The 24,420-nt window shown below is 53.8% G+C and carries 31 protein-coding genes; 13 read left to right on the plus strand and 18 right to left on the minus strand.

All coding sequences use genetic code 11. The annotated features are described in order from the left end of the window. The first annotated feature begins 125 nt into the window (after nt 1-125). Together AAH450_RS09250 and AAH450_RS09255 are read left to right on the plus strand one after the other, a co-directional pair. The gene (locus tag AAH450_RS09250) at nt 126-368 is read left to right on the plus strand and encodes a hypothetical protein (RefSeq protein ID WP_306207136.1); all 243 of its coding nucleotides are present in this window, start codon (nt 126-128) and stop codon (nt 366-368) included. Between the two features lie 86 nt (nt 369-454). Then, nucleotides 455-652, plus strand: coding sequence for a hypothetical protein (locus AAH450_RS09255; protein WP_342909966.1), 198 nt, complete (start codon nt 455-457; stop codon nt 650-652). Between the two features lie 274 nt (nt 653-926). On the opposite strand, the gene AAH450_RS09260 is transcribed toward AAH450_RS09255, so the two are convergent. The 10 genes from AAH450_RS09260 to AAH450_RS09305 all read right to left on the minus strand — a co-directional run bounded on the left by AAH450_RS09260 (nt 927) and on the right by AAH450_RS09305 (nt 7,782). Continuing rightward, nucleotides 927-1,232, minus strand: a complete 306-nt coding sequence (locus AAH450_RS09260; protein WP_318790078.1) for a hypothetical protein — start codon at nt 1,230-1,232, stop codon at nt 927-929. Nucleotides 1,233-1,240: 8 nt separating this feature from the next. Beyond that, the gene (gene hrpT / locus AAH450_RS09265; protein WP_318790079.1) at nt 1,241-1,426 is read right to left on the minus strand and encodes an HrpT family type III secretion system protein; all 186 of its coding nucleotides are present in this window, start codon (nt 1,424-1,426) and stop codon (nt 1,241-1,243) included. Nucleotides 1,427-1,443: 17 nt separating this feature from the next. Next, on the minus strand, nt 1,444-3,507 hold the full coding sequence (gene sctC, locus AAH450_RS09270; RefSeq protein ID WP_463322725.1) for a type III secretion system outer membrane ring subunit SctC: 2,064 nt from the start codon (nt 3,505-3,507) through the stop codon (nt 1,444-1,446). 70 nt (nt 3,508-3,577) lie between these two features. Then, on the minus strand, nt 3,578-3,973 hold the full coding sequence (locus AAH450_RS09275; protein ID WP_342909968.1) for a hypothetical protein: 396 nt from the start codon (nt 3,971-3,973) through the stop codon (nt 3,578-3,580). Then, nucleotides 3,960-4,187, minus strand: coding sequence for an HrpF protein (locus tag AAH450_RS09280; RefSeq protein ID WP_318790082.1), 228 nt, complete (start codon nt 4,185-4,187; stop codon nt 3,960-3,962). The genes AAH450_RS09275 and AAH450_RS09280 overlap by 14 nt, the downstream gene beginning before the upstream one ends. Nucleotides 4,188-4,292: 105 nt before the next feature. Then, on the minus strand, nt 4,293-4,910 hold the full coding sequence (gene sctL, locus AAH450_RS09285) for a type III secretion system stator protein SctL (protein ID WP_342909969.1): 618 nt from the start codon (nt 4,908-4,910) through the stop codon (nt 4,293-4,295). After that, the gene (locus tag AAH450_RS09290; protein ID WP_342909970.1) at nt 4,876-5,484 is read right to left on the minus strand and encodes a hypothetical protein; all 609 of its coding nucleotides are present in this window, start codon (nt 5,482-5,484) and stop codon (nt 4,876-4,878) included. The genes sctL and AAH450_RS09290 overlap by 35 nt, the downstream gene beginning before the upstream one ends. Nucleotides 5,485-5,487: 3 nt before the next feature. Further along, the gene (gene sctJ, locus AAH450_RS09295; protein WP_342910377.1) at nt 5,488-6,270 is read right to left on the minus strand and encodes a type III secretion system inner membrane ring lipoprotein SctJ; all 783 of its coding nucleotides are present in this window, start codon (nt 6,268-6,270) and stop codon (nt 5,488-5,490) included. Between the two features lie 8 nt (nt 6,271-6,278). Further along, nucleotides 6,279-6,650, minus strand: a complete 372-nt coding sequence (locus AAH450_RS09300; RefSeq protein WP_342909971.1) for an EscI/YscI/HrpB family type III secretion system inner rod protein — start codon at nt 6,648-6,650, stop codon at nt 6,279-6,281. Nucleotides 6,651-6,861: 211 nt separating this feature from the next. After that, entirely contained in the window at nt 6,862-7,782 is a 921-nt protein-coding gene (locus AAH450_RS09305) for a sigma 54-interacting transcriptional regulator (protein ID WP_342909972.1), read from the minus strand. A gap of 435 nt (nt 7,783-8,217) precedes the next feature. On the opposite strand from AAH450_RS09305, the gene AAH450_RS09310 reads away from it, so the two are divergent. Further along, on the plus strand, nt 8,218-9,036 hold the full coding sequence (locus AAH450_RS09310; protein ID WP_342909973.1) for a hypothetical protein: 819 nt from the start codon (nt 8,218-8,220) through the stop codon (nt 9,034-9,036). 137 nt (nt 9,037-9,173) lie between these two features. On the opposite strand, the gene AAH450_RS09315 is transcribed toward AAH450_RS09310, so the two are convergent. Next, a complete protein-coding gene (locus AAH450_RS09315) occupies nt 9,174-9,419 on the minus strand; it encodes a hypothetical protein (protein WP_342909974.1) in 246 nt (81 codons plus the stop codon). Nucleotides 9,420-9,752: 333 nt separating this feature from the next. On the opposite strand from AAH450_RS09315, the gene AAH450_RS21120 reads away from it, so the two are divergent. The 4 genes from AAH450_RS21120 (at nt 9,753) to AAH450_RS09330 (ending at nt 12,271) form a co-directional block, all read left to right on the plus strand. Continuing rightward, nucleotides 9,753-9,836 carry a small membrane protein YohP gene (locus tag AAH450_RS21120; protein WP_445084017.1) on the plus strand — a complete coding sequence of 28 codons (84 nt, stop codon included), beginning with the start codon at nt 9,753-9,755 and terminating at the stop codon, nt 9,834-9,836. Between the two features lie 662 nt (nt 9,837-10,498). Continuing rightward, nucleotides 10,499-11,071, plus strand: a complete 573-nt coding sequence (gene pagP / locus AAH450_RS09320) for a lipid IV(A) palmitoyltransferase PagP (RefSeq protein WP_463322719.1) — start codon at nt 10,499-10,501, stop codon at nt 11,069-11,071. A 151-nt stretch (nt 11,072-11,222) separates the two neighbouring features. Beyond that, complete coding sequence (cspE, locus tag AAH450_RS09325) at nt 11,223-11,432, plus strand: transcription antiterminator/RNA stability regulator CspE (RefSeq protein ID WP_004156612.1); 210 nt, start codon at nt 11,223-11,225, stop codon at nt 11,430-11,432. Between the two features lie 410 nt (nt 11,433-11,842). Beyond that, complete coding sequence (locus AAH450_RS09330) at nt 11,843-12,271, plus strand: GNAT family N-acetyltransferase (RefSeq protein ID WP_342909975.1); 429 nt, start codon at nt 11,843-11,845, stop codon at nt 12,269-12,271. Here AAH450_RS09330 and AAH450_RS09335 read toward each other — a convergent pair. Further along, on the minus strand, nt 12,252-13,610 hold the full coding sequence (locus tag AAH450_RS09335) for an aminotransferase class I/II-fold pyridoxal phosphate-dependent enzyme (protein ID WP_342909976.1): 1,359 nt from the start codon (nt 13,608-13,610) through the stop codon (nt 12,252-12,254). The two genes, AAH450_RS09330 and AAH450_RS09335, sit on opposite strands and share 20 nt — an antisense overlap. A 136-nt stretch (nt 13,611-13,746) precedes the next feature. Here AAH450_RS09335 and AAH450_RS09340 point away from each other — a divergent pair, with 136 nt between their 5' ends. The 6 genes from AAH450_RS09340 (at nt 13,747) to tatE (ending at nt 18,467) form a co-directional block, all read left to right on the plus strand. Then, complete coding sequence (locus AAH450_RS09340; protein WP_342909977.1) at nt 13,747-14,703, plus strand: substrate-binding domain-containing protein; 957 nt, start codon at nt 13,747-13,749, stop codon at nt 14,701-14,703. Between the two features lie 2 nt (nt 14,704-14,705). After that, entirely contained in the window at nt 14,706-15,494 is a 789-nt protein-coding gene (locus tag AAH450_RS09345) for a deaminated glutathione amidase (protein ID WP_342909978.1), read from the plus strand. A 23-nt stretch (nt 15,495-15,517) separates the two neighbouring features. After that, nucleotides 15,518-16,405, plus strand: a complete 888-nt coding sequence (locus tag AAH450_RS09350; protein ID WP_342909979.1) for an ABC transporter substrate-binding protein — start codon at nt 15,518-15,520, stop codon at nt 16,403-16,405. Next, nucleotides 16,402-17,373 (plus strand): amino acid ABC transporter permease, encoded by a 972-nt coding sequence (locus AAH450_RS09355; protein WP_342909980.1) that lies wholly within the window; start codon nt 16,402-16,404, stop codon nt 17,371-17,373. The genes AAH450_RS09350 and AAH450_RS09355 overlap by 4 nt, the downstream gene beginning before the upstream one ends. Next, complete coding sequence (locus tag AAH450_RS09360; RefSeq protein ID WP_342909981.1) at nt 17,370-18,140, plus strand: amino acid ABC transporter ATP-binding protein; 771 nt, start codon at nt 17,370-17,372, stop codon at nt 18,138-18,140. Before AAH450_RS09355 ends, AAH450_RS09360 begins: the two co-directional genes overlap by 4 nt. Nucleotides 18,141-18,260: 120 nt before the next feature. Next, nucleotides 18,261-18,467 (plus strand): twin-arginine translocase subunit TatE, encoded by a 207-nt coding sequence (tatE, locus tag AAH450_RS09365; RefSeq protein WP_342909982.1) that lies wholly within the window; start codon nt 18,261-18,263, stop codon nt 18,465-18,467. 101 nt (nt 18,468-18,568) lie between these two features. Here the strand turns inward: tatE and lipA are convergent, their stop codons facing one another. The 6 genes from lipA to mrdB all read right to left on the minus strand — a co-directional run bounded on the left by lipA (nt 18,569) and on the right by mrdB (nt 24,418). Further along, nucleotides 18,569-19,534, minus strand: a complete 966-nt coding sequence (gene lipA / locus AAH450_RS09370; protein WP_318790098.1) for a lipoyl synthase — start codon at nt 19,532-19,534, stop codon at nt 18,569-18,571. A gap of 159 nt (nt 19,535-19,693) precedes the next feature. Further along, nucleotides 19,694-20,353, minus strand: coding sequence for a lipoyl(octanoyl) transferase LipB (gene lipB, locus AAH450_RS09375; RefSeq protein WP_342909983.1), 660 nt, complete (start codon nt 20,351-20,353; stop codon nt 19,694-19,696). Nucleotides 20,354-20,432: 79 nt separating this feature from the next. Next, entirely contained in the window at nt 20,433-20,696 is a 264-nt protein-coding gene (gene ybeD, locus AAH450_RS09380) for a DUF493 family protein YbeD (protein WP_342909984.1), read from the minus strand. 129 nt (nt 20,697-20,825) lie between these two features. Next, nucleotides 20,826-22,034 (minus strand): D-alanyl-D-alanine carboxypeptidase DacA, encoded by a 1,209-nt coding sequence (gene dacA / locus AAH450_RS09385; protein ID WP_318790100.1) that lies wholly within the window; start codon nt 22,032-22,034, stop codon nt 20,826-20,828. A gap of 129 nt (nt 22,035-22,163) precedes the next feature. Next, a complete protein-coding gene (gene rlpA / locus AAH450_RS09390; protein WP_342909985.1) occupies nt 22,164-23,294 on the minus strand; it encodes an endolytic peptidoglycan transglycosylase RlpA in 1,131 nt (376 codons plus the stop codon). 11 nt (nt 23,295-23,305) lie between these two features. Next, the gene (mrdB, locus tag AAH450_RS09395) at nt 23,306-24,418 is read right to left on the minus strand and encodes a peptidoglycan glycosyltransferase MrdB (RefSeq protein WP_318790102.1); all 1,113 of its coding nucleotides are present in this window, start codon (nt 24,416-24,418) and stop codon (nt 23,306-23,308) included. Between the last annotated feature and the right edge of the window lie 2 nt (nt 24,419-24,420).

Here is a 24,420-nt window from a genome sequence, read left to right on the forward strand (position 1 = left end):
AGGTGAGCGGCTGCAATTAAAAAAAGTGAATTTAGTTTACTCTTTTTTGGAACCATTCTGGCCAGTCACCCACTTAAATTACGAATGCATGGGTATTCATACTTTAACAGCGAGAGGATAATAACATGTCAAGTATTTCATCCAATGTGGCACAAGGCATCAGCTCTGTTTCTTCTGCAAAAAACCAGATCGAGACGGCGACCAATGGCGCAGACTATGCTTCGCAAATGACTGATATTATGAAGAAGTCACAGGAAGATAACCTGCAAAAAGCAGAAACGGATCGTATCCTCGCTAAATCTAACGGCCAGGCGAACAGCGCAACAACCGCTGCTTCAGCGGCTAACCAGAACAAAATCCAGTATTAGTAAAAAAAGGGCCTTCGGGCCCTTTTTTATCAGCTTTACTGCATAACGCTTTTCTACAACCAGCCAAATGATGAAGGGAGAATGTTATGACATTTAAATCATTAAACTCAACAAATAATGCCCAGTCCGATTATGCACAGCAAATGAAAAATATTCAGATGAAATCCCAACAGGATATGCTGGAGAAAATGAAAACGGATTTCACTAATTATCTGACCAATGCGGTAGCGGATGCCTCCTCTAAAGAATCAACCGCCGCCTCACAAAGTAAACTGCAATTCTGATTGCTCCCTCGTTAAGACAAGTTGCCATTATTCATTAAGGCAAGAGATCAAACCTTTATTCTCTGACAGACCACACCACTGCTTAACGATCCCTCTTCTGCTAACCCGAACTGCGATCTCTCCGGCAGATCGCAGTCAGCCGCCCGCCAGAACGCTTCCCTTTTGTAACCGATATCCTCTTCCGACTCTGACTTACCCACCGCTATAGCTTGTGAGAAGAGGCTGTAAGCCCCGGTGTAAGGTATCAGGAGAAGGGAAGGCAAACGGAAGAGGGCTACTGTAAATCCAGCAGGGAGCTGAGCTTACCGATTAATGCATAGGCTTCGTCATCGGGCGTGGGGTGACAGAGCACGGCCAGAGAGCCGTCGGCCTCCATGCTGATAAAGCAGCCGTCGTAGCGGCCAGGATGCTGGAAACGCCAGGTGAGAACCTGGCGTATAAGTTTGTCGTGCAGGAAAGAAGGGTGAATACGCAGCGTAAGAGTAGGTCGCGGCAGCGGTGAAAAGCTCAGCTCACTGCCAGGCCGGAACGCCTGGCAGCAGGCATCACCGCGCTGCCAGGCATCCAGAAAGGCCGCCATGCTCATACTCATTCGTTAACCGAAGCCTGGGTGTAATCGAACGCGCCATTACGCATATCGGGCTGCCACCAGATAGTCATAGTATGGTCGTCCGACACTGGCCGGCAGGAGACATCGTTACAGCCGGGCAGCTTTGGTTTCGCACAGGCGGTCAGCAGCATGGCCAGCGCCAGGATCAACAGCGATTTTTTCATTTTCTCTCTCTCTATTCTCAGCGCGAAAGCAGGCGGGTGGACGATTTGCCGCCCGACACCCCTGATGCCGCAGGCAGATAGCCATCCTGCGATTTCAACAGCGAAACGCGTGAAGGTCGGGCCGGGATCTGCGTATCGTAAGCAACGTAAACCTCGGTCGACTCTCCGGGTTTAAGAGAGGTATGCGGCCAGGCGGAGACGGCCAGCGTACGATCGTTACGGCAGGCCGCTTCATCAAAACGTGCCTCTTCAGTGCTGGTGTTAGTGAGCACGCCGACGGCGATCTGCATAGATGCGTTGCCGTACCACTGATGCCTGGCGCTGCTGCGGAAGGTGAGCGGGACATTACAGAGCGAGCTGAGCGTCAGACCATTCTGGCTGGCCTGAAGTCCACCTGGCACACGGCCTTCCGCCAGATCCTGCATCGCGCTTTCAATGGTGCGCTTCATATCTCCAAACTGATGACGACGGCTGATATCACGCAACGTGTCGTTTACCTGATCACGGTTTTCTGCATCGACATAGCGGGAAGGATCAACCTGGTCACCAATCAGATGCGGCGTGATGATAAACAGGCGCTCACGCTGTGACGCGGTGCGGTTGTTCGAGGTGAACAGCTTGCCGATAAAGGGGATTTTTCCCAAAATGGGTATCCGCTCTTCATCATCACCGCTCTGCTTGGTGTGGAAGCCGCCCATCACCAGAGAACGCTTCTCCTGCACCAGCGCCTGCGTGCTTATCACGCCGTTTTCCGTGCCCTGCGCGCTGCCGTCGGTGTTTTTATTCAGCTTGCCATCCTCCACATCCACCACCAGCTGGACCGACGCCTTACCTGGCGTATTGCCGATAGATCGTGGGGTAACGCGCAGGCTGGTGCCCGCCGTGATTTCGCGAATATCCGCCACGCGCTCACCGATAGCGGTGATAAACGCCGTGCTGCTGAAGTCGATTACCGCCGGCTGGTTTTCCAGCGTCAGCACCGAGGGATTAGCGATAATTGACGCCGTACCTTCCCCTTCCAGCGCCTCAATATCAGCGAAGAAACGATTAAAATCGGTGACAAAAAGTGTACTGGTGCCGCCCAGCATTGAGCTGCCGCTGGTGACGTTGCCAAAGCGACCTGACCAGTTAGAAGAGAGGCGCGCCAGCTCGTTACGATCGATATCGATAATCACCGCGTCGATCTCAACCAGCTTCTGTGGGACGTCGATCATCTGCACCAGCTGCTGATATTCGCTGCGCAGTTTCTTGTTGTCGCGAACCAGCAGGGTGTTGTTACGCACGTCGGCAGAAACTTTACCCTGTAGCTCTCTGCCTTCAGACCGCGCTTCATCCCTGTTACGGCCAAGACGGGTATTGCGGCCTATCATCTGGTTGAGCAGGCTGCGACTCTCACTCTGCATCGCCTGAGAAGTGCTGTCGCCTTCATTCTGGCTGTTTGTGCTCAGCGTCATACCGCTTGCAGAGCCGCCTGAATTCTGGCCCAGCAGTTCGTTCAGCATGGTAGCCACGCCCGGCACCACCAGCGTCTGGTCGCGGAATTTTATCGTGCGATCCGCCACATCCGCATATTTCAGCGGGAAGGCCATCATCTGTTTATCTTCTTTCGGCTCTTCCGGTTCCGATTTTTTGCTGAAGTCGGCAATCAGATCGACATATTTCGGCGGGCCGGAGACCAGCACCACCCCTTCGTCCGGCAGCTCGCCCCAGCCGAAACGCGGTTCCAGCAGCCCCACGCCCTCCAGCGCCTGTTTGAGATCCGGCGCGGCATCGGCGCTGATCTTCAGGCGGCGGGAGGTCTGTTCAGATTGCGGGCTGACGTAAAGGGTGTTGTTGTAAACGAACCACTGAAAGCGATATTCCAGCGCCAGACGATTAAGGAAGGCTTCCGCAGAGTCGGAGCGGAGACGGGCAGTAATAAAGGTACCCGGCAGGCCGGTTACGTTGGTATCCACACCGTGACTGCTGGCAAAATCCTGCAAAATAACGCTAAGCGGCGTGTTATCGGCAGAGTAGGCGTATGCGCCATCTTTCCATTCATCGGGGGTGTTGGCATAGCTGTATGAAACGGATAATCCCATCGCCACTGCCAGTAAAAGCGGGCGAAACGGTCGTAAAGCAGTCAGCGTTTTGTGCACGCTTCTCTCCTTGTTATACGGGCATCTTAACGCGTAGCTGCGTTAACATACTTTGCAGAGTTTCCTGCCAGACTTCACACTGGTTGCAGAGGCTTTCCAGTTGAGAGACGGCATAATCAGTCCGATCGTTTTTCAGACGGAAAATCAGATTTAACGTCTCGTTCTGTGGATTAAAGCAGAGCGCGGCGCTCTCCTGGTCAAAATGGGTCAGCCCGGGGGCGGTAAGGCGCAGCGCGAGTTCCAGTACCTGCCCGCTAATCACCACCGGCAGAGCCATTTCAATAATGTAAAACCAACCGCCGGGTTGGCGCTGTAGTCTGACAGGCATCTCGTCAATCCACAGCGCCAGCTCGCCGCTGCCCTGATCCAGCTGTTGCTCAATCAGTGCGGCGACATCAGTTGATGGCATCAATAATTGCCTTGCGAATACCATGCTTGAACTGGGTATACTGCGAACTTGCCCAGTTGGCGCTGGAAACCTGCATCATTTCATTCTGAAAGGCGTAGATATCGCCCACATTTAATGTTTGATTCTGGCTTTCCTGCGCAAACTGATACATATCATTTCGGGCATGGGTTAACTGATTACTTAAGCGACGTTGGATTGCATCGTTATTGCTCATCGTTGTGTCTCCTGTGGGGGTCTGGAGTTGAGTGGCGCTAAACGATGACCGGTTCCCGTAAACGGAAAAAATGTTAACAGCGAGGAAAGGTGCCGGGAGAGAGAGTTATTGCGTGGGTAACAGCGTGTCCCGAATATGTGACCAACTGAGGTGAAGCTCTCCCTTCTCTGTGGTGAGGATTAACTGGTCAGAGGCCAGCGCAGCATCAGCGCTGATCTCCCATAGCAGCTGTGGACGCCCGGCAAGCCAGGCTTCAACAGCGGCCTGGTTAGCCGGTGCACAGATCAGCATGGCGGCTGCCTGCCTTCCCTGCGCCTTCAGTAATTGCGCGAGCATCGCCTGAAGGCGGGCCGCCTCCGGCTGTTGATCAAGAAGCTGGCTCATGGCCTGGTTCAGCAGCGCTTCTGCCCGTGGGATCATTGCCTGCTGCCACTGCTGTTCCTGCTCCTGCCACTGCTCAAACAGCTGCTGCGCCTGTTGATAAAAATCGTGCTGCTGCTGCTCTGCCTGAGTTTTTAACTCTTCTTCAATGCGCCGTTGCGCCTCTGCAATCAGCCGATCCGCCTCGCGTTCAGCCTCTTCCAGACGCTGTTGCGCCTGCCTTTCAGCATGCTGCACCACCGTCAGCGCCTGCTGATGTTCCGCTATCGCTTCACGCGTCAGCACCGTGCTCTGTGCCAGCTGCGGATCACTCAGCAGGGTTATTTTCTTGCGGATCCACATGTGTTGGACTCTCCGGTTGCTGAATTTGCCAGATTGCGGCATCCCACAGCGCAGTCAGGCGGGAGAAGGGCAGGGCGACAGCGGGATACTCATCAACCTGTTTTACCCATTCCTGCGGAAAAAGCAGCCGCAGACGGGGCCAGCTTTCCGCTGATAACCCGCGCAGCAACAGCAGACTGCCGGTCGTCCAGGGAAGAAAACAGTCAGCGCTCAGCCAGCTTTCACAGCGCAGCGCTTTGGCCAGCCGTCGACACCAGATAAGGCTGGCAGCGGAGAGCGTCTCCGGCGCGGCCTGCGGCGCACAAATCCCGGCCAGCAGCGCAAGCAGTCTGGTTCGCTCACCGGCAGGTAAATCGATAAAAGCAAGCAGCCGCGGCTCCGGCTCCGGCGGCAGATCGGGGCTGATGCCAAAAGCTGCGGCTACCGCCTGTGGATACTGCCACGCGAGACTCTGCTGCTGCTCAACGGGCAGGGTGAAGAAACTGTTCTCCTGCCAGCTGCTTTCTGCCTGCTGCCAGTAGCCTACTTGCCACCAGTTGAGCCAGCGATCGGCCTGCTCCTCGCTCCAGCTCATCCTTTACTTACCAACTGTAGCGGCGGCATCTTTCGCTTTGCCCACCTTCAGCTTACTGCCGGGTTTCAGCAACATGATGGCAAAGGCGATCATCAGCAGGATGGCGAACAGTGAGAAGACCCACTTCACCGTCGAATATTCATCCGGCGTTAACTGGAACGGCCCCATCTGTACCACTTCAATGCGGTCTTCATAGGTCTGCGCCGGAACAAATACAATTGCCAGATCCTTACTGGTTTTTCCGGCCAGGCCGGGAATGCTGGTGGCCACCATCTGCCGGATACGCGGTTCAATACTGTCGGGATCGAGATTGCTGTGATACTTGATAAATACCGATGCTGAAGCGGGCTGCACCGGCTCGCCGGGGGCCAGCCGTTCTGGCAACACCACATGGACGCGGGCGACTACAACGCCATCAATCTGCGCCAGCGTCGATTCCACCTCCTGCGACAGCGCGTAAATATAGCGGGCACGCTCTTCCATGGGACTGGAGATAACGCCGCTCTTCTGGAAGACTTCACCCAGGTTGGTACGCGCTTTGCGCGGCAGTCCGGCAGAATCGAGAATTTTTACGCTTCGCTCAATATTTTCCGTATCCACCGAGACGGAAATGCCGCTTTTCTCAATCAGTTTTTGTGCCGCAATCTGATGCTGGTTCAGTTCAGCAACAATGTCGTTGGCGTCATTTTCAGCCAGGCCGCTGAACAGCACGGTTTTGTCACCGCAGCCTGCCAGCAGCAGCATCAGAGAGAGGAGCGGCAACCATTTCAGTAGAAGGGTTTTCATCATAGTCGCTACTGTAGGTTGGTCAGTTTATCAATGCTCTGCACGCCTTTAGAGACAATCTTGGCATTCATAAGATTTTCAATGTAGTAATCAGAGAGCGCGGAGCTGGCCTGGCTGAAGTCGGCCAGATTGTTAGAGCGAGCGGCAGTTTGCAAATCTTTAACGGTCTCTTTTCGGTGCTGCTCATTGCTTTGCATCGAGTTAGCCAGACCGTTAAACAGATTTGTGACCCCTGAAGGCGCGGCAATTTTTTCCACCTGGGGTTCTTCTTTCAGCTGTGCAGAGAAAAAGTCGATATCGGTCTGCTCGGGCTGGGGCAGCGCTGAGTTCTCAGCAAAGTCGTTTTGTGCTAACCCTGATTGTGAGGAGGCTATTTTCATGGTTTCTGGCTCTGCTGATAGGGGAGGAAGGGGAATGTCGCAGTCTCTTTTGCAGAGCGCGCAACCCTGTATTTGCGCTGGTAGCCATCATGCTGTCTATTTTTCTCTCCGCAGAAGGGAGATGGCGCCAGCGCATTCACAGGTTAAGTGGGAAAGAAATTCAAAGGGTTCCAAACTATTTTATTTTTATCTTTGCAAAGGGGCCGCGGTATCAGGCGACAATATTCAGTAACTTAATGCGGTGATATAAGGTCCGGCGCGGGATCCCTAACTCATGCACAACATCATCAATTTTGTGTCCGTGGCGGTGTAAACAATCTTTGATCAGGCTGCGTTCAATCCGGCGTAACCTGTCTTTCAGCAGCGTGGCCTCTCCCTCTCCTGAGGAGATGTGGCATAACGGAGGCATCCGCAGAACATGACGTTCAGCCGCTGCTTTCAGCTCACGGATATTCCCCGGCCAGCTGTGCATTAACAGCGCCTCATCCAGTGCCAGAGAGCGTGGCGGAATAGCCTGTTGCAGGCGCATTGCCGCTTCCTGGGTAAAACGCCGGAACAGGGGGATAATCAGCTCCGCATGAGATCGAACCGTAGGCGTTTCGATCTTGATTGTGGAGAGGCGGAAATAGAGATCCCGGCGGAACCGCCCCTGTTCAACCAGCTCCGCCAGCGGCGTTTGTGAAGCGGCAATAACGCGTAAATCCAGCGGAACAGGCTGCGTGGAGCCTAACCGATGGATAGAGCGGGTTTCTAAAACGCGAAGCAGTTTTGCCTGCAAAATAAGCGGCATACTGTCAATCTCATCCAGAAACAGAATGCCCTTGTCTGAAGTTTCAATGTAGCCGGCACGCGAGTGGCTTGCACCGGTGTAGGCACCGGCCATCACGCCAAAAAGCTCGCTTTCGGCAAGGTTTTCCGGAATGGCGGCACAGTTTACCGGCACCAGCGGCCCCTTAGCACCGGAGAGCTGATAGATCCTGCGCGTCAGCGTGTCCTTGCCGGTGCCCGTTTCCCCTTCCAGCAACAGATCGACCTTAAGTGGGGCCAGCGTATTGACCATCGGATGCAGTTTTGCATGAATATCGCCGCTTACCAGTTCACTTTTCACGCTTGTTTCACTACCCGTTAGCATATTTTCTCCTGTCTTCCCTTAGAGGAATTTTTACATCATTCAATCTGATGCGAAATTAGAGACAAAAAAGAACCTGGCTGCTGTCGGCCTGACCAGCGGTGAACCTTCAATTTCATTCACTATTTACTAGCCTGGTATGCGGCGGCTATCAGTTTCCTCTGAAGTTGTTGTGGGGATCTACGTGGTGCAAGGTAGGGAAATCCCTACATAAATCCTCTTTTTTGAAGGTAAGCCAATGTAAATATGATCATTATTTCGATTGCTAAACGTTAAGTATTCCTAAATTTAATTACAGGAAATCAGGCTTTATGACGTTCCAATGGAACCCGGAGCCTGTGCTCCCCACCTATCTGATGAGAACAAGTCCTTTTGTCTGGCTAATCATTAGCCAGGGCTGGCTCATAACAACAGGCGTTTCAATCACTGGAGGTTTCCATGAGTGGCATGAAAATAGGTGGCGGCGCTAATGGCGCATCGGGCGGAGGTCTGGAAGGTATTGGATCGAAATTTACCGATGTGGCGCAAAAGTTTGATGGCGGGGGCGCCTCTGCCGGGAAAAACGGATCTAATGGCGCGCTAAGTTTTGGCAACGGCGTGGTCAGTAAAACTTTCGACCCTGGCATAGAGTTTGGCAACAAGGGAGGAAGCCCGCTTCTTCCCCAGGCGAAATCCAGCAACGGTAGCGAAGGCGGAGAGGGAGTAAGCAGCGATCAAAACAGCACCCTGAACAGCATTACCCAGCTGTTGAATGCCATTGTGCAGTTGCTGAAAAGCAAAGGCGGTGAGGAGGGGGGTAAAAGCGGTACGGATGCAGCCAGCGGAAGCGGCAGCAACAACGCTCAGGAAACGTCAGGCAACAGCGATATGCTGACCCAGATCATGGAGATGATTAAGAAAATGTTGGGGCAGACTGACGGTACCGATAAGGGAGAGAGCGCTGGTAAAGAGAACGGCAGCGGAACCAGCGGCTCTGAAGGCACTGCCGGCAGCGGCGATATCATGACCCAGATAATGGATATGATTAAGAAATTGCTGGGGCAGTCTGCTGAGGGTTCAGAGTCGGCGAGCGGCACTGGCACTGGTAGCGGCACACCTGTTGCGCAGAGCAGCAGCGGTGAAGGGCAAGGCGGTCAGGATGGTCTGGTCGGCAAGTTAGGCAGCGCGTTACAGATGCTTGGCCTGGGGGCGATCCTCTCTGCTATACAGGGGAGCGGTGGCGCAGGTGCGCAAGGCGGCAATGAGAGCAGTAAATAAGTTTTTCTCCGGCGGCGGTCTCTTAATCCAGAGCGGCCTGCCGGATTTTCCATCAGCAAAGGGCAGCCCTTTTAATCGGCTCCTGCCAGCAGAAAGAGCAGGATAAAAGGGCCCCGGAGGGCCCGATACGCAAAGCGTTAATGATGTTGAACAAAACCGGCTTTTACCATCTCCTCTCTGAAGGCATTGGCGATAATCCTGTTGCCGCCAGTGACGGGGTAAATCACGTTGTTTACCACGTCGTCGAGATAATGCTCATTAAATTCCTGAAGGGTTAGTTGCGACCCACCCTCATCGTTAATGGCAATGGAGCCTTTAATGTGGTTGCCGGTATAGTTTGCTTTCAGGCTGTAGCGACCCAGGCTGCTGTTAATCGTGCTCATAAGATCTCCTTGTTAACCGTCATGGATACGTCATAGCAAGTGAGTCCATAGCAAATGACACCCTTTAGTCTAGCCAGCCCGGCTCTATCCATCTAAGAATTGTCTGTAAAGAAAGCGCAGATCGTGACCCCCGTCGCGAAAAAAACAGCACCAGCCGCTTGCAGAGTGAAGGGGGGCAACTCAATGAAAAATATGGATTTTATAGAGTTTATTTCCCGGGCTGAGCGGGTGTGTTCAGTAGAGTAGGATTTTCAACGGGTTAAGCATAATAAACATTCTTCTTCTATACTGGGGGCACTATGTCGTTTTTTTATTATGGCTTAAGGAAATGGAATGAAAATTATTCTCTGGATTATTGCAATTATCTTTATCGTAGGCTTACTGACTCTCACCGGCGTCTTTAAAGTTCTGTTCTGATCGACCCCCAGGTGGCAGACTGACTTTTTGTACTGTCACCTTCTCCTTCATAGCGGCATGCGTAATGAAAAACAGATCTCTCACAGAGAGAGGATTGTTACAGGTTGCGCAACGTGCACCATGATGTTCACCAAAGCGATCCCCCTTCGTCGTAAAGATAATTTTATGCGATCCGCATTGGCAGCAGCAAAATCTCATGCTTAACACCTCCCTGTTGCTAGTTTCCAAAGATTTTATCAAAAAAAACTTTCTCAATGATAAATTCTATTAATCAATAAATTTGCGTGATATTCACCTGCAACAACCTGATTTCAAAGGTTAGCCCTCTCTGTTAAGCGGTTCTGAAATTACGAGGACGATTAAGGATTTTTCTTATGACTTAACTAAAAATGACAATATTTTATCTGGTAAAAAAACATTGCCTCTGCCCGGACTCAGACCTTTCCCTGGCAAAGGTAAATAAAAATAAGTAATTCCGCGCGTAATTATCTCTTTTCCTGCTGTCTGGACGTTTTGCATAACGGGCTTTTTAGCGCGCCATTCAGGGTACGTTTAATCCACCAGCGTAAAATACCCCTCCATGACGACGTAATAACGCTACGAAAGGACTTCTTGCTGTTTAACAACGTCTTTCCAATACTTTGTAGAACGGTAGATATCCTGTGAAATTCATCCAATATTCCCTTCTGTTTCTTACGCTTGCCAGCTGTGGTTTTGCTAACAGCGCGCAGGCGGCAACTGTTGCCACCGCCGTTTCAAATACCTGGCAGGCCTTAAGCGATAACGTCAGCGAGACCTGGCATAATCCGGAGAACTACGATCTCTACGTACCGGCAATTACCTGGCATAACCGTCTGACCTATGACAGCGAGAAAACGGATAAATACAACGAGCGCCCCTGGGGGGCTGGTGGTGGTATTTCGCATTATGATGAGAAAGGAAACTGGAACGGCCTCTATTTGATGGCCTTTAAGGACTCTTATAACAAGTGGGAACCCATTGGCGGATATGGTTGGGAAAAGACCTGGCGACCTCTTAGTGACCCGAATTTTCGCCTCGGCCTGGGCTATACGGCTGGTGCAACGGCACGCAATAACTGGAAGTATATCCCGGTACCTGTCCTCCTGCCCCTTGCATCTATTGGTTACCACAAGGCGACCTTCCAGATGACTTATATTCCAGGGACTTACAACAACGGCAACGTCTATTTCGCCTGGTTTCGCTGGCAGTTTTAGCTGCGGGAATGGCAGTAAAAGAGGAGCGAATCGGCAAAAAAGTCGATATTTATCACTTTTTCGACAGACGCTACTGGACAAAAGCCTCGGCAATTGCTGTACTAACTGCCGACACAGTTTAGTGTCCATTTTTCATGTAAAGGTAATATAGATGTCTAAGATTAAAGGTAGCGTTAAGTGGTTTAATGAGTCCAAGGGATTCGGTTTCATTACTCCTGAAGATGGTAGCAAAGATGTATTCGTACACTTCTCTGCCATCCAGAGCAATGGTTTCAAAACTCTCGCTGAAGGTCAGCGCGTAGAGTTCGAAATCACCAACGGCGCCAAAGGCCCATCTGCTGCTAACGTTGCCGCTATTTAAGTTATCAGACAGAATTCTAAAAACCCGCCGGACGGCGGGTTTTTTTTCGCCTTTTTCCGCCGCCCCGCTGGCGGAGAGGGCGGAAGAAAGTCAGTGGCTAAGAAACTGCGTTAACCAAAGCGTCACAGCCAGCAGGCTAATTGCTACGGCTAAAGCTTCACTCAGCGTTTTCGGTATCAGATGCATGGCGTTATCTCATTGGCCCGGTTTACCAAAGAGTGTGGCGACATATTATTAAGGATACATTAATGCCGTGACAGCAGGCGTGAATAACGCTCCACTGCGGAACGCCCCTTTCCACTCATCATTGTCACACTATCCTGCACTTAAACACTTGCTAATTCTGCCATGCAAGCTATACAGATAGGCGAAAGAGCCGCGGCGTGGCTGGCTCATCTGGAGAATGCGTGATGAAGATCAGACTTGCGGAAGCGGAAGACAGTTTTGCCCTGAGCGCCCTGTTAACGGAGCTGGGGTATGATAATACTCAAACCTTTATCGAACGCCGACTGGCTCAGCTGATGGATGATCAGACTGAAGAGCTGCTGGTGGCCGTTGACGGCAACACCGTGCTGGGCTTTCTCTCTTTACACTTTATTCCGCAACTGGCTCTGGCGGGGGATTTTGCACGCGTCAGCTACTTCTGCATAGCAGAAGGAGAGCGAAGCAAAGGGGCAGGGCAACAGCTTTTAAAGCATGCTGAAAACCTGGCTAAACAGCGCGGCTGCGACAGAATGGAAGTACACTGCCACGAGCACCGCATTAAAGCCAACGCCTTCTATGCCCGAGAAGGTTACAGCGAATCACCCCGCTACATCATTAAAGATCTGAGATCGTAGACCGCGCCTCGTGTCCGCAGGCTAATATCAGAGCGTCGGCAATGCTCTCAACCTGTTCACTGGCGAGCATGGCGATACTCACCCGGATAAACTGGCCTCCTCCGCTGCGGCAACGTTCTCCCGGCAGGACGGCAATTCCTCTTGCCGCCAGGGTAATCATCGCAAATTGTTCCGATACCACCGGGATGTAAATGCTCAGCCCATCGCGCTCAGAGAGCAGCAGCCCACGCCTGGCCAGCGCCGCCAGCAACAGGCGACGGCGCTGGGCATAGACCCGCTTCGCCTGCTGAATCTGCTGCTGGGTGGCGGGATCGGTCAGCATCCAGGCCACGGCCTGCTGTAAGATACGGCTTGTCCAGCTGGCGCCAAAATTGCGCCAGGATTGTATGCGTTTGATCAGCGGCAGAGGCCCCGAAAGCACTGCAAGCCTGAGATCGGGGCCGTAGGCTTTAGAGTAGGAGCGCACATGTAGCGTACGCTCCGGGAAATAGCGTCCCAGACTCCAGACCGGGTGCGCTGAAAGTTCGCCAATCCCATCATCTTCCACAATCAGTGCCCTTGTGCCGGTCAGCACTCTGGCCAGCTCCTCACTGCGCGCTTTACTCACGTTATGACCGGTAGCGGAATGCGTCGAAGGCTGATAAATCAGCGCCGTGGCACCTTTGTTCAGCAGCAGTTCAAGCGCGCCGGGCAATGGCCCCTGCTCATCGCAGGCCAGCGGCATGATCTCGGCTCCCACGTTATCCAGCATATCCAGTAAACGGGTAGCGGTGGGATCCTCAATAATGACCTTCTCTCCGGGCGAAAACAGCGTCTGCATTATGCAGTTCATCGCATCAAATCCCCCATCCGTAGCGAGCCAGGCTTCAGCGGGATAGGGCCAGCCTGGCTTTACTGCCTCCAGCAGAGGTAGCGATATCGGGTCGCGCTGATAGCTGTTGAGCTGCGGGCACTGCACCCCTTGCTGCATCGCCTGATGCAGATCCGGCAGCAGAGCAGGATCGGGAGAGGCCATCGCTAAATCGGCAAGGATGTTGTCGCCATAGTTACCGATCTTCTCGAAACGGACCGGTCTGGGGGTAACGTTGTCGCCACAAACCCAGACGCCGCTGCGGCCTTTTCCGGCTATCACTTTTTGCTTTTTCAGCTGGCCCCAGGCGGCTGAAACCGTAGCCGGGCTGATCCCTAAAGCTTCTGCCAAATCACGTACTGAAGGGAGATGCGTCCCGACAGGGATCTGCCCTTCACGGATCAATCCTGCCGTCACGCCTGCAATACCTTTCACAGAGGCGTCCGTCAGACGTTCAGTAAACCATTGCAAATCCAGCGTCGGGGTCATAAGAAATCCATTTGTTCAGTAACAAAGAAAATATTGTACAGCTATTATTATCGATCTAGTATCGAATTCAAGCAGGTTTTGTATACATTTTATGCGCCCCGTTCCGGCGCGCAGTTCCGGGCACAGAGAGAGAAGCATGATCACCATCAGACTGGCTGTACGAGACTGGGATTACTTCACGCCGCTGGCACTTGGCGATATCAAACCGCAGGGGTTTGCCCTGAAGATTGATCGCGTAGGAACGCTGGTCGACCTTGCCGCAAGCAACGACTACGACGCAGCCGAGATCTCCTTCAGCCGCTATGCGCAGGGGCGGGCGAAAGGGGAAACGGCTCTGCTGGCGCTGCCTCATTTCCTGATGCGCGGCTTCCGCCAGCGCTGCATTATCACCAGCGAAGATAATCCGATTGTTAAGCTGGAACAGCTGAAAGGAAAAAAAGTGGGGGTGACGGGCTGGCAGGACTCCGGCAATACCTGGACCCGCGCGCTGCTCCGTGAAGCTGGGGTCAATATTGATGATGCGTACTGGTATGCCGGACGGCTGACTGCCGATCATCCCGTTGTGGATCGTCTGAGTGGGTTTGGTCGCCCTGGCCGCATTGAAGCCGCGCCGGGAGAACATCCCCTGATTGACCTGCTGCGGGTGGGTGAACTGGACGCGGTGTTTACTCCCTTTATGCCTCAGGGCTTTTTCCTTAAGGGGTCTGGTCTGCGCCAGCTGCAAACCGATTTCCGTCAGGCTGAGCTGGAGTACTTTAACCGCGTGGGCTATATCCCCGGCCACCATCTGTTGGCATTCAAATCTTCTTTTACAGAAGCACACCCGGAACTGCCACAGCAGCTTAGCGAGCTGATTGAGCAGTCGGCAAAAATGTGGCATGACAAGCGCGAGAAATATGCCGACACCACACCCTGGCTGCTGGATGATTTGCGACGTACCGCGCAGGATTTACCCGCGGACTGGAATGCAAACGGTTTTGACGCTAACAAGAAGATGATTGCCGATTTTGGTAAAGAACTTTTTGCGCAGGGTATTACTTCCCACTGTCTCACGCCTGAAGATCTGTTTCCGGCCGTGAAGAAAGGAGCATAACGATGAAAGTTGCATTAGGACAGTTCGCGGTGAGCCGCGAGTGGCAGGAGAACGCCGTTACCTGTACCGGCCTGATGGCGCAGGCTTTAGCGCACGGCGCGGATTTACTGGTGCTGCCGGAAGGGGTGCTGGCACGTGATATCGCCGATCCGGATCTGGTGCTGAAAGCCGCCCAGCCGCTGGATGGCCCTTTCCTGACGGAAGTGTATGCCGCCAGCCGTGGGAATAATTTAACCACCATGATGACCGTACATGTTCCCACCGAAGATGGCCGGGCGCTGAATGTGCTTATCGCCATTCGCAACGGGGAAATTGTTGCCCGCTACGACAAACTGCATCTTTATGACGCCTTTGCGATGCAGGAATCACGCAACGTCACGCCGGGCAATGAGGTTCCGCCACTGGTTGAGGTCGCCGGGATGAAAGTCGGCCTGATGACCTGTTACGACGTGCGTTTCCCTGAGCAGGCCAGGCGACTGGTGCTGGACGGTGCCGATCTGCTGGTGCTGCCTGCTGCCTGGGTCAAAGGCCCGCTGAAAGAGATGCACTGGGAAGTGCTGGTCACCGCCCGTGCGCTGGAAAATACCTGTTATCTGGTGGCCGTAGGCGAATGTGGTCCACGCAATATCGGCAACAGCATGGTGGTCGATCCCCTTGGCGTGGCCATTGCCAAAGCGGCGGAAGCTCCGGTGCTGCTCTTTGCTGAGCTGGATCCGGCCCGGATTGCCCATGCGCGAAACGTTCTGCCGGTACTGGAGAATCGCCGTTTTGCACGTCCTGAACTGAAATAACAACAACATCGGGGAAGAGGATAATGAAAAAAATCGCCACTGCCATTGCACTGGTGCTGGGCGTCACTGCCGGCCTGGCCCAGGCCGCCGACGCCATTCCCGTGCAGAAAGTTAATCAGGCCCTGCATGATCGTTTGCCAGCGGAGATTAAATCTGCGGGGAAAATGACTTCCGTTAATAACGGCTCTTTCCCACCTTATGAGATTGTGGAAGGGCCAACCTCAATGAGCGGGGCGTCTGCCGATTTGACCTCGGCACTGGCGCAGCTGTTAGGGATTAAGATTGAGCATGCCACGGTGAGCGGCCTCTCCGGCGTGCTGGCCGGCATTAAATCTGGCCGCTATCAGCTGGCGATTGGCCCGATAGGGGATTACCCGGATCGTCAGGCGAAAAATGACTTTATCGATTTCGTGCAGGAGTTTGTGGTGTTTGCCGTGCAGAAAGGCAATCCCGCCCAGATAAACGGCCTGGAGGACAGCTGCGGCAAGCGTATTGCCGTGATGGCCGCTGGATCGGCAGAACAGGTGATCCGCAAACAGTCTCAAGCCTGTACCGACGCCGGAAAACCGGCGGTTACCGTGCAGTCGTTTACCGACCAACCTTCATCAATTCTGGCGGTGCGCTCTAAGCGTTCAGACGCTTTCTTCTCTTCACAGGCACCGCTGGTCTATTTCGTTGACCAGTCACACGGCCAGCTCGAACTCACTGGCCTGGGCAAGAAAAACGGTTTTGGCGATATCTTCCAGGGAACCGTGGTACCCAAGGATTCTGAGCTGGGTAAAGTGGTGCTGGATGGCTATAAGGAGCTGTTCGCCAACGGCACCTACGCCGCCATCATGAAAAAATGGAAGCTGGACGGCAATAAAATTGCGGAGCCGGGGGTTAATCTGGCGAAAGGGGCAGCGAAATGACAAAAAGTACCACTGATTCACGAGCCAGGGAGAGGGCAGAGGTGCAGCAGCGTGACGTGGCCTCTGCCCGCAGCGCACCGCGTTATGGACGCCTGGTTTCATGGATTGTGGTGCTGGTGATCGCCGCCAACGTGAGCTGGCTGGTGGCCACCAATCCCAATTTTGAGTGGCATGTGGTGCTGGAGTGGTTTACGGAAGGATCGGTGCTGAAGGGGTTGCAGGTCACGCTCGGTCTGACGGTAGTCTCGATGATCCTCGGCACGCTTTTAGGGCTGCTGCTGGCCGTGGCTCGCCTGTCAGATAATCGTTTATTGCGGGGGCTTTCCGGTCTCTATATCTGGTTTTTCCGCGGCACGCCGCTGCTGGTACAGCTGATTTTTTGGTACAACATGTCTACGTTGTTTCCCCACATCACGCTCGGCATCCCGTTCGGTGGCCCGCTCTTCGCCAGCTGGGATACTAATGACCTGATCACGCCATTAACGGCCGCTATTGCCGGGCTGGCGCTGAATGAAGCGGCCTATATGGCGGAGATAATCCGCGCCGGATTGCAATCGGTAGATAGCGGCCAGGTGGAGACGACTCAGGCCTTTGGCATGAGCCGCGCCCGTGCGCTGCGGCGCATCATTATTCCACAGGCGATGCGTTCAATTATTCCGCCGACGGGTAATCAGCTTATCAGCATGATTAAAGCGACCTCGCTGGTGAGCGTTATCGCGATGGGCGATCTGCTCTACTCGGTGCAGTCCATCTATAACCGCACTTTTGAAGTGATCCCCATGCTGATGGTGGCGGTAATCTGGTATCTGTTTATCACTTCAATTCTTAATGTAGGGCAGTCCGCTATAGAACGTTACTACTCCCGCGGCGTGCGGCGAACCGTCACCGTTGCCAGGCGCCGCGCGCCGCCCGAAAGTAAAACGACGCCAATAATTAATCGCCCGCTGGTTCGTAAGGAGGATCTATGAGCAGTGTTCAGCCTCTGGTACGGGCGCGCAACGTGCAGAAACGTTACGGCGATAATGAAGTGCTGAAGGGTATCGATCTTGATGTGATGCCGGGTGAGGTAGTGGTGATCCTTGGCCCTTCCGGCTCGGGTAAATCAACCTTTCTGCGCTGCATTAACCATCTGGAAGATATGAATGCGGGTTCCATCATGGTGGGCGAACAGCAGATTGGCTACGAGCTGAAAAACGGGCTTTTGCAGCGCCTGTCAGCACGTAAAATAGCCCGCCAGCGCCAGGAAATCGGCATGGTATTTCAGCAGTTCAACCTCTACCCCCATATGACCGTGCTGCAAAACATCATTGAAGCGCCAATTGGAGTACATAAAGAGTCGCGTGAAGCGGCTACGCGCCACGCCAGGGAGCTGCTGGCAACGGTAGGGCTTAGCGACAAAGCAGATGCCTGGCCTCGCCATCTTTCCGGCGGGCAGCAGCAGCGTGTCGCCATTGCGCGCGCGCTGGCCATTCGTCCCAGGCTGATGCTGTTTGATGAGCCAACCTCAGCTCTGGATCCTGAACTGGTGGGTGAAGTGCTGGCAACGATGCGCACGCTGGCAGATCAGGGGTTAACCATGGTGGTGGTGACGCATGAAATAGGCTTTGCCCGTGAGGCCGCTGACCGCGTGGTCTTTATGGATGGGGGAGTGGTGGTGGAGCAGGGGCCGCCGGAAGAGGTGCTGGTTAACCCGCAGCAGCCTCGTTTCCAGGCTTTTCTGAGCCGCTTTATCTGATATTATCACGGCCTGCGCGTACTCTGTTACAGATTGCGGTTGTAAAGATCCGCAATCTGCGCGTTAATATTCATTACGTCATTGACCCTGTTTCTGGTCAGGTTAAATAAGAAGGTAAGTATGGAAGGTATCAGTATTGCAAAACTGCTGATTATTGGTGCTCTGATCGTATTGCTGTTCGGAACCAATAAGTTACGTTCTCTCGGTGGCGATCTGGGATCGGCAATCAAAGGCTTTAAAAAGGCTATGAGTGACGACGACACTGCCGCCAAAAAAGCACCGGTTGCTGAAGAAACACCTGCCGCGCAGGTTGTTCATAAAGACTAATTGCCAGCAGGTGAATAAAAAAAACGGATGACCTGGTCATCCGTTTTTTGTTTGTACTGAAAACTGTAAATGAGTGTAACCGGGCTGCGCGCCTCGCGGCACTATTTCACTTCCAGTCCTTTTGCCTGCATATCGGCATGATAGGAAGAACGCACAAACGGGCCGCAGGCTGCATGGGTGAAGCCCATATCCATCGCCGCTTCTTTCATCTCATCAAATTCTGCCGGGCTGACGTAGCGCTGCACCGGAAGGTGATGGCGGCTTGGCTGCAAATACTGGCCCAGCGTCAGCATGGTCACGCCGTGGCGGCGCAGATCGCGCATCACTTCCACGATTTCAGCGTTAGTCTCACCTAACCCTACCATCAGACCCGATTTCGTTGGCACTTCCGGATGCGCTTCTTTAAAGCGTTCCAGCAGTTTTAATGACCACTCATAGTTGGCACCTGGGCGCACCTGACGGTAGACACGCGGCACGTTTTCCAGATTGTGGTTAAAGACATCCGGTGGTGTGGCGTTGAGGATCTCCAGCGCGCGATCCATACGACCACGGAAATCGGGAACCAGCGTCTCAATTTTGATGGTGGGGCTTTTTTCACGGATGGCGGTGATGCAGTCGGCAAAGTGCTGGGCACCACCGTCGCGCAAATCATCACGGTCAACGGAAGTGATCACCACATAGCGCAGGGCCATATCGGCGATAGTCTGAGCCAGCTTAAGCGGCTCATTACCGTCTGGCGCCACCGGACGACCGTGCGCCACATCGCAGAAAGGACAGCGACGGGTGCAGATAGCCCCCAGGATCATAAAGGTCGCGGTGCCGTGGTTAAAACATTCTGCAAGGTTAGGGCAGGAAGCCTCTTCACAGACGGAGTGCAGGCCATTTTTACGCATGGCAGCTTTAATTCCCTGAATGCGGCTGGAATCCGCAGGGAGTTTGATTTTCATCCACTCCGGCTTACGTAAAATCTCCGTGCGCTCGGTCACCACGGTTTTTACCGGGATCAGGGCCATTTTGTCTGCGTCACGGTATTTAACACCGCGTTCCATCTGAATGGGTTTACTCATAATCTTGCAAGTTCCAGGTTGGCGAGCGCATAAAACTCAAGGAGTTGTGCTTGTTTTCAACTTTTCTGATAAAAGCGCAAAAATTATATCATTCTGACGACGCAGTTTCAGCCAGCCAGCGCGATAAAATGTGACGGAATTGTAAATCCGCACACAAGGCTACTTCTCAGCCAGGGCTTCTGCCGTTTCCCAGCTTACTGCGGTAATGCCCAATACTCTGGCAAAATGGTCGATCAGCTGCGGCTGGACATCAGCAAGCGTAACGCCCGGCTTCAGCGCGCTGAGCTGAGTCATCTCCATACCGGCATAGCCACAGGGATTGATACGTAAAAACGGAGTCAGATCCATATCGACATTCAGCGCCAGGCCATGAAAAGAGCAGCCGTTACGGATGCGCAGTCCCAGTGAACAGATCTTTTTATCCTGCACATAGACGCCAGGCGCATCGGCTTTTGCCGCAGCCTGAATGCCAAAGTGTGCCAGCGTGGCGATGACCGTCTCTTCCAGGGCGGTTACCAACTGCCGAACCCCAATTTTCCGGCGTTTGAGATTTATCAGAACGTACATCACCTGCTGACCCGGACCATGATAGGTTACCTGTCCACCCCGGTCGCTCTGCATAACCGGGATCTCGCCCGGCCCCAGCAAATGTTCCGCTTTCCCGGCCTGACCCTGAGTAAATACCGGCAGATGTTCTACCAGCCAGATTTCGTCAGCAGAGGTTTCTCCGCGCTGGTCAGTGAAGTCATGCATAGCCTGAGAGATGGGCGCCCAGGGCTGTAAACCCAGCTGGCGGATAATTAAGGTGTTCTGAGACAAAACGCGTCGTCCGGTTGGAAACAGAAAGGGGAGTATAACGCTGACAAAGAGCAAAACCCACGCCCTTTGTCAGTTAAGGCTACAGAACCATACGGACAATTTCGATTTTGCCCAGTTCATCATAGAGCGTTTCCACTTGTTCAATGTGGGCCGCGGTAATGGTGATGGAGACAGAATGGTAGTTGCCTTTGCTGCTTGGCTTGACGTCCGGAGAGTAGTCGCCCGGCGCGTGGCGCTGAACCACTTCAACTACCTGATCAACCAGCTCCGGCTGCGCCAGACCCATTACTTTGTAGGTAAAGGGGGTTGGAAATTCCAGCAGTTCTTTAAGATTGGTTTTCATAAGTGCTCCGGTAACGCTAAAACAAAGACTCCCGACGCTGCGGGAGTCTGGTGATATTTCAAATATGGGGTGCATTCACGCCGAAATCAAGTGGCAGTGCAGAACCCAGGGCTTAAGAGCCAGTGGCGCTTAGCCAAACCAGTGATGGAACATCAGCTTAATGTAGTCAACGATGCGGCCAAAGAAACCGCCCTCTGGCATTTCGTTCAGCACTACCAGCGGATGCTGTTCAATGGTCTTGCCATCAAGCTGGAAATTAATGGTCCCTACTACCTGGTTTTTCGCCAGCGGCGCATGCAGCTCTGTATTGCTCAGCGTGTAGCTCGCCTTCAGATCTTTCATACGGCCACGGGGAATGGTCAGATAAACGTCTTTTTCCACGCCCAGCTGAACGCGATCGTTGTTACCAAACCAGACCGGCTCAGAAGCGAACTCTTTACCCGCTTTCAGTGGTGCAACGGTTTCAAAGAAGCGGAAGCCCCAGGTCAGCAGTTTTTTACTTTCGGTTTCGCGACCTTTATAGGTGTGTCCACCCATGACGGCGGAGATCAAACGCATCTGGCCTTCGGTTGCGGAAGCGACCAGGTTATAGCCTGCGGCTTCAGTATGACCGGTTTTGATGCCATCAACGTGCAGGCTGGTGTCCCACAGCAGGCCGTTACGGTTCATCTGACGAATGTTGTTAAAGGTGAACTCTTTCTCTTTATAAACGGCGTATTCGTCCGGCACATCGCGGACCAGCGCGCGACCAATCAGCGCCATGTCACGCGCGGAGCTGTACTGCCCCTCTGCGTCCAGGCCATGTACGGTCTGGAAATGGGTATTTTGCAGGCCCAGCGCTTTAACGTAGTTGTTCATCAGACCAACAAACGCGTCCTGGCTGCCCGCAACATAATCGGCCATGGCCACACAGGCGTCGTTACCCGACTGTAGCACGATACCGCGCGTCAGTTCAGAAACAGGAACACGATCGCCAGGCTTCAGGAACATCAGAGAAGAACCCTTAAACACCGGGTTGCCGGTAGCCCAGGCATCTTTACCCACGGTTACCACATCATCCTGCTTGATTTTTCCAGCTTTCACCGCCTGACCAATGACATAGCTGGTCATCATTTTTGTCAGGCTGGCGGGATCGCGACGGGCATCCGCATTTTTTTCTGCCAGCACTTTGCCTGAATTAGCATCGATGAGCACATACGCTTCTGCATCAATATCCGGCACGCCTGGGATCATCGTTTTAATATTCACGTCGTCGGCGTGGGCGAAGGCGGTCAGACTGAGGGCAATCAGCGTACCTGCCGTCAGGCGTTTGATCAGGGGAGAGGTCAGATTGTTCATGTTAAGGACTACAACATCCATCGGCTAAGTTAAAAAAGTGACTCACTATAGCAAAAGCAGTCCTGCCCGGCATCCGTCTTTACCTGCGAAAATGCACAGGATTTACGGGCAACGCATGCCGGAACAGCATTACATTTCGTTAGGTGCGACCGTGATAAAAGAGGATTGCTGCGCTTCATTGGTCAGACGTTGCTGTAGGGCAGCCGCCTGCTGACGAGAGGTGAAACGGCCAAGCTGAACCCGATACACGTTCCCGCTAGCCGCAACCGTGCCCGGCACGCCAAACTGCTTGCTTAGCGTATTCATCCATTGTCTGGCGCGAGCCGGATCGCTCAGCGCACCAACCTGAACCACATAGGTTCCGGCTGCGGGGGAAGAGCCGTTTGCAGCCGCAGCAGCGGGTGCAGCGGCAACCGCAGAAGGTGGGTTGCTGGCGGTGGATGCAGCAGCGGCCGCCGCTACGGGCACGGCAGGCTCACTGCCTTCCAGCACGCCGGAGGGCAGTGGCTGAGCGGCACCTAAAAAGCCGCTGCTGCGCACAGGCGCGCCCAGACCCTCGCTGTTCAGGGTGGCATTATCAATTGCATGGGTCTCTACTGGCTGGCTGGCAACAGGTTCAGCAGGGGCGCTGTTAGCGGCACCGTCACCCATTATGGTCATGCCGCCTCCAATATCGGGGCGAGGCGGCAGGGCGTAACTCTGTTTCGCCACCGTCGTGCCAATTGTGCCGGGGCCGGAGAGAGAGCCATCTGGCGCAACCTTGATATAGTCCACTTTGACCCTGGTATTATTGGAGATATTCAGGCGGTCGCCTGCCGCGCGGGAGAGATCGATGATGCGTCCCGGCGTGTAAGGGCCGCGGTCATTTACCCGCACCACAATTTGTCGGCCATTGGCAAGGTTGGTGACGCGCACGTAAGCGGGTAAGGGCAGAGTGGGGTGCGCGGCTGTCAGGGCATCGGGGTCATACTGTTCGCCAGTCGCCGTGCGATTGCTGCCCGCTTCTTCCCCATACCAGCTTGCCAGCCCGGTTTCGCTAAAGTTAGCCGGATCTTTAATGATGCGGTAAGTCTTGCCGTTCACCGTATAGTCCTGGCTGGTACCAGGGTTCAGCGGCTCATAACGCGGCTCCACGCCACCAATCTCCACCACCGGGCCATTATAGGCCGGTTGCTGTGGCACGGGCGCCTGTTGTTCGTTAGTGGTACAGGCAGCCAGCAGTGCCGATGCCAGAGCAATCCAAAGCCAATCCTTACGCATGTTTACGCCTCTTAAACGCTTTTCGACAACAGTTTTCGGTGGGTGTGAATAGACATAATGATGCCAAATCCGGCCATCAGGACTATCAGAGCCGAGCCGCCATAGCTGACCAGCGGCAGCGGAACCCCTACTACCGGCAGAATGCCACTTACCATACCAATATTAACGAAAACATACACAAAGAAGATCAGCATCAGGCCACCGGCCATCACGCGACCAAAGGTGGTTTGCGCACGGGCGGCCATCATCAGGCCCCGCATAATCACCAGAATATAGAGCACCAGCAGTACCAGGACGCCCACTAATCCCAACTCTTCAGCCAGTACCGCAAAAATAAAGTCGGTATGACGCTCGGGAAGAAACTCCAGCTGAGACTGGGTGCCATGCAGCCACCCTTTACCCCGCAACCCACCGGAGCCGATAGCAATTTTAGACTGAATAATGTGGTAGCCTGCGCCCAGCGGGTCGCTTTCAGGATCGAGCAGCATCATCACGCGGTCGCGCTGGTAATCATGCATCAGGAAGAACCAGAGGATCGGCACGAAGGCGGCGACCATCAGCACGGCTACGCCTATCAGCTTCCAGCTCATACCGGAGAGGAACAGCACAAACAGGCCGGAGGCGGCAATCAGGATAGAGGTTCCCAGATCCGGCTGCGCCGCGACCAGCAGCGTCGGCATAAAGATCAGCACCAGAGCAATGGCGGTGTTTTTCAGCGTTGGCGGGCAGACATCACGGTTGATAAATCGCGCCACCATTAATGGCACCGCAATTTTGGCTATCTCCGAGGGCTGGAAGCGCACAACGCCCAGGTCGAGCCAGCGCTGCGCGCCCTTACTGATATGGCCGAAAGCATCTACGGCAATCAGCAGGATCACACAGAGGATATAGAGATAGGGCGCCCAGCCTTCATAAACGCGGGGCGGGATCTGCGCCATCACCAGCATGATAACGATACCCATCGCAATCTGCCCGATTTTGCGCTCCATCATGCCAGGGTCCTGGCCACTGGCGCTCCAGATAACCAGTGCGCTGTAGACCAGCAGGGCAAAAATCAGAATAAAGAAGGTGGGATCAACGTGGATCCGCGTCCAGATGGTGCGTTTTTGGTGACGATCGTTCACGA

The sequence above is a fragment of the Erwinia magellanica genome, assembly GCF_039023495.1.
Classification (GTDB): Bacteria; Pseudomonadota; Gammaproteobacteria; order Enterobacterales; family Enterobacteriaceae; genus Erwinia.

Bases quoted from the DNA above. Each gene is read 5' to 3' on its own strand.
- AAH450_RS09250 (WP_306207136.1), top strand. From the start codon at position 126: ATGTCAAGTATTTCATCCAATGTGGCACAAGGCATCAGCTCTGTTTCT.
- sctL (WP_342909969.1), bottom strand. From the start codon at position 4,910: ATGTGGATCCGCAAGAAAATAACCCTGCTGAGTGATCCGCAGCTGGCA.
- AAH450_RS09315 (WP_342909974.1), bottom strand. From the start codon at position 9,419: ATGAGCACGATTAACAGCAGCCTGGGTCGCTACAGCCTGAAAGCAAAC.
- cspE (WP_004156612.1), top strand. From the start codon at position 11,223: ATGTCTAAGATTAAAGGTAGCGTTAAGTGGTTTAATGAGTCCAAGGGA.
- AAH450_RS09305 (WP_342909972.1), bottom strand. From the start codon at position 7,782: ATGCTAACGGGTAGTGAAACAAGCGTGAAAAGTGAACTGGTAAGCGGC.
- AAH450_RS09355 (WP_342909980.1), top strand. From the start codon at position 16,402: ATGACAAAAAGTACCACTGATTCACGAGCCAGGGAGAGGGCAGAGGTG.
- hrpT (WP_318790079.1), bottom strand. From the start codon at position 1,426: ATGAAAAAATCGCTGTTGATCCTGGCGCTGGCCATGCTGCTGACCGCC.
- sctC (WP_463322725.1), bottom strand. From the start codon at position 3,507: ATGGGATTATCCGTTTCATACAGCTATGCCAACACCCCCGATGAATGG.
- ybeD (WP_342909984.1), bottom strand. From the start codon at position 20,696: ATGAAAACCAATCTTAAAGAACTGCTGGAATTTCCAACCCCCTTTACC.
- AAH450_RS09350 (WP_342909979.1), top strand. From the start codon at position 15,518: ATGAAAAAAATCGCCACTGCCATTGCACTGGTGCTGGGCGTCACTGCC.
- AAH450_RS09360 (WP_342909981.1), top strand. From the start codon at position 17,370: ATGAGCAGTGTTCAGCCTCTGGTACGGGCGCGCAACGTGCAGAAACGT.
- AAH450_RS09345 (WP_342909978.1), top strand. From the start codon at position 14,706: ATGAAAGTTGCATTAGGACAGTTCGCGGTGAGCCGCGAGTGGCAGGAG.
- AAH450_RS09310 (WP_342909973.1), top strand. From the start codon at position 8,218: ATGAGTGGCATGAAAATAGGTGGCGGCGCTAATGGCGCATCGGGCGGA.
- tatE (WP_342909982.1), top strand. From the start codon at position 18,261: ATGGAAGGTATCAGTATTGCAAAACTGCTGATTATTGGTGCTCTGATC.
- AAH450_RS09290 (WP_342909970.1), bottom strand. From the start codon at position 5,484: ATGAGCTGGAGCGAGGAGCAGGCCGATCGCTGGCTCAACTGGTGGCAA.
- AAH450_RS09280 (WP_318790082.1), bottom strand. From the start codon at position 4,187: ATGAGCAATAACGATGCAATCCAACGTCGCTTAAGTAATCAGTTAACC.
- AAH450_RS21120 (WP_445084017.1), top strand. From the start codon at position 9,753: ATGAAAATTATTCTCTGGATTATTGCAATTATCTTTATCGTAGGCTTA.
- lipA (WP_318790098.1), bottom strand. From the start codon at position 19,534: ATGAGTAAACCCATTCAGATGGAACGCGGTGTTAAATACCGTGACGCA.
- AAH450_RS09300 (WP_342909971.1), bottom strand. From the start codon at position 6,650: ATGAAAATAGCCTCCTCACAATCAGGGTTAGCACAAAACGACTTTGCT.
- sctJ (WP_342910377.1), bottom strand. From the start codon at position 6,270: ATGAAAACCCTTCTACTGAAATGGTTGCCGCTCCTCTCTCTGATGCTG.
- rlpA (WP_342909985.1), bottom strand. From the start codon at position 23,294: ATGCGTAAGGATTGGCTTTGGATTGCTCTGGCATCGGCACTGCTGGCT.
- AAH450_RS09330 (WP_342909975.1), top strand. From the start codon at position 11,843: ATGAAGATCAGACTTGCGGAAGCGGAAGACAGTTTTGCCCTGAGCGCC.
- AAH450_RS09260 (WP_318790078.1), bottom strand. From the start codon at position 1,232: ATGGCGGCCTTTCTGGATGCCTGGCAGCGCGGTGATGCCTGCTGCCAG.
- AAH450_RS09340 (WP_342909977.1), top strand. From the start codon at position 13,747: ATGATCACCATCAGACTGGCTGTACGAGACTGGGATTACTTCACGCCG.
- dacA (WP_318790100.1), bottom strand. From the start codon at position 22,034: ATGAACAATCTGACCTCTCCCCTGATCAAACGCCTGACGGCAGGTACG.
- AAH450_RS09275 (WP_342909968.1), bottom strand. From the start codon at position 3,973: ATGCCATCAACTGATGTCGCCGCACTGATTGAGCAACAGCTGGATCAG.
- AAH450_RS09255 (WP_342909966.1), top strand. From the start codon at position 455: ATGACATTTAAATCATTAAACTCAACAAATAATGCCCAGTCCGATTAT.
- AAH450_RS09335 (WP_342909976.1), bottom strand. From the start codon at position 13,610: ATGACCCCGACGCTGGATTTGCAATGGTTTACTGAACGTCTGACGGAC.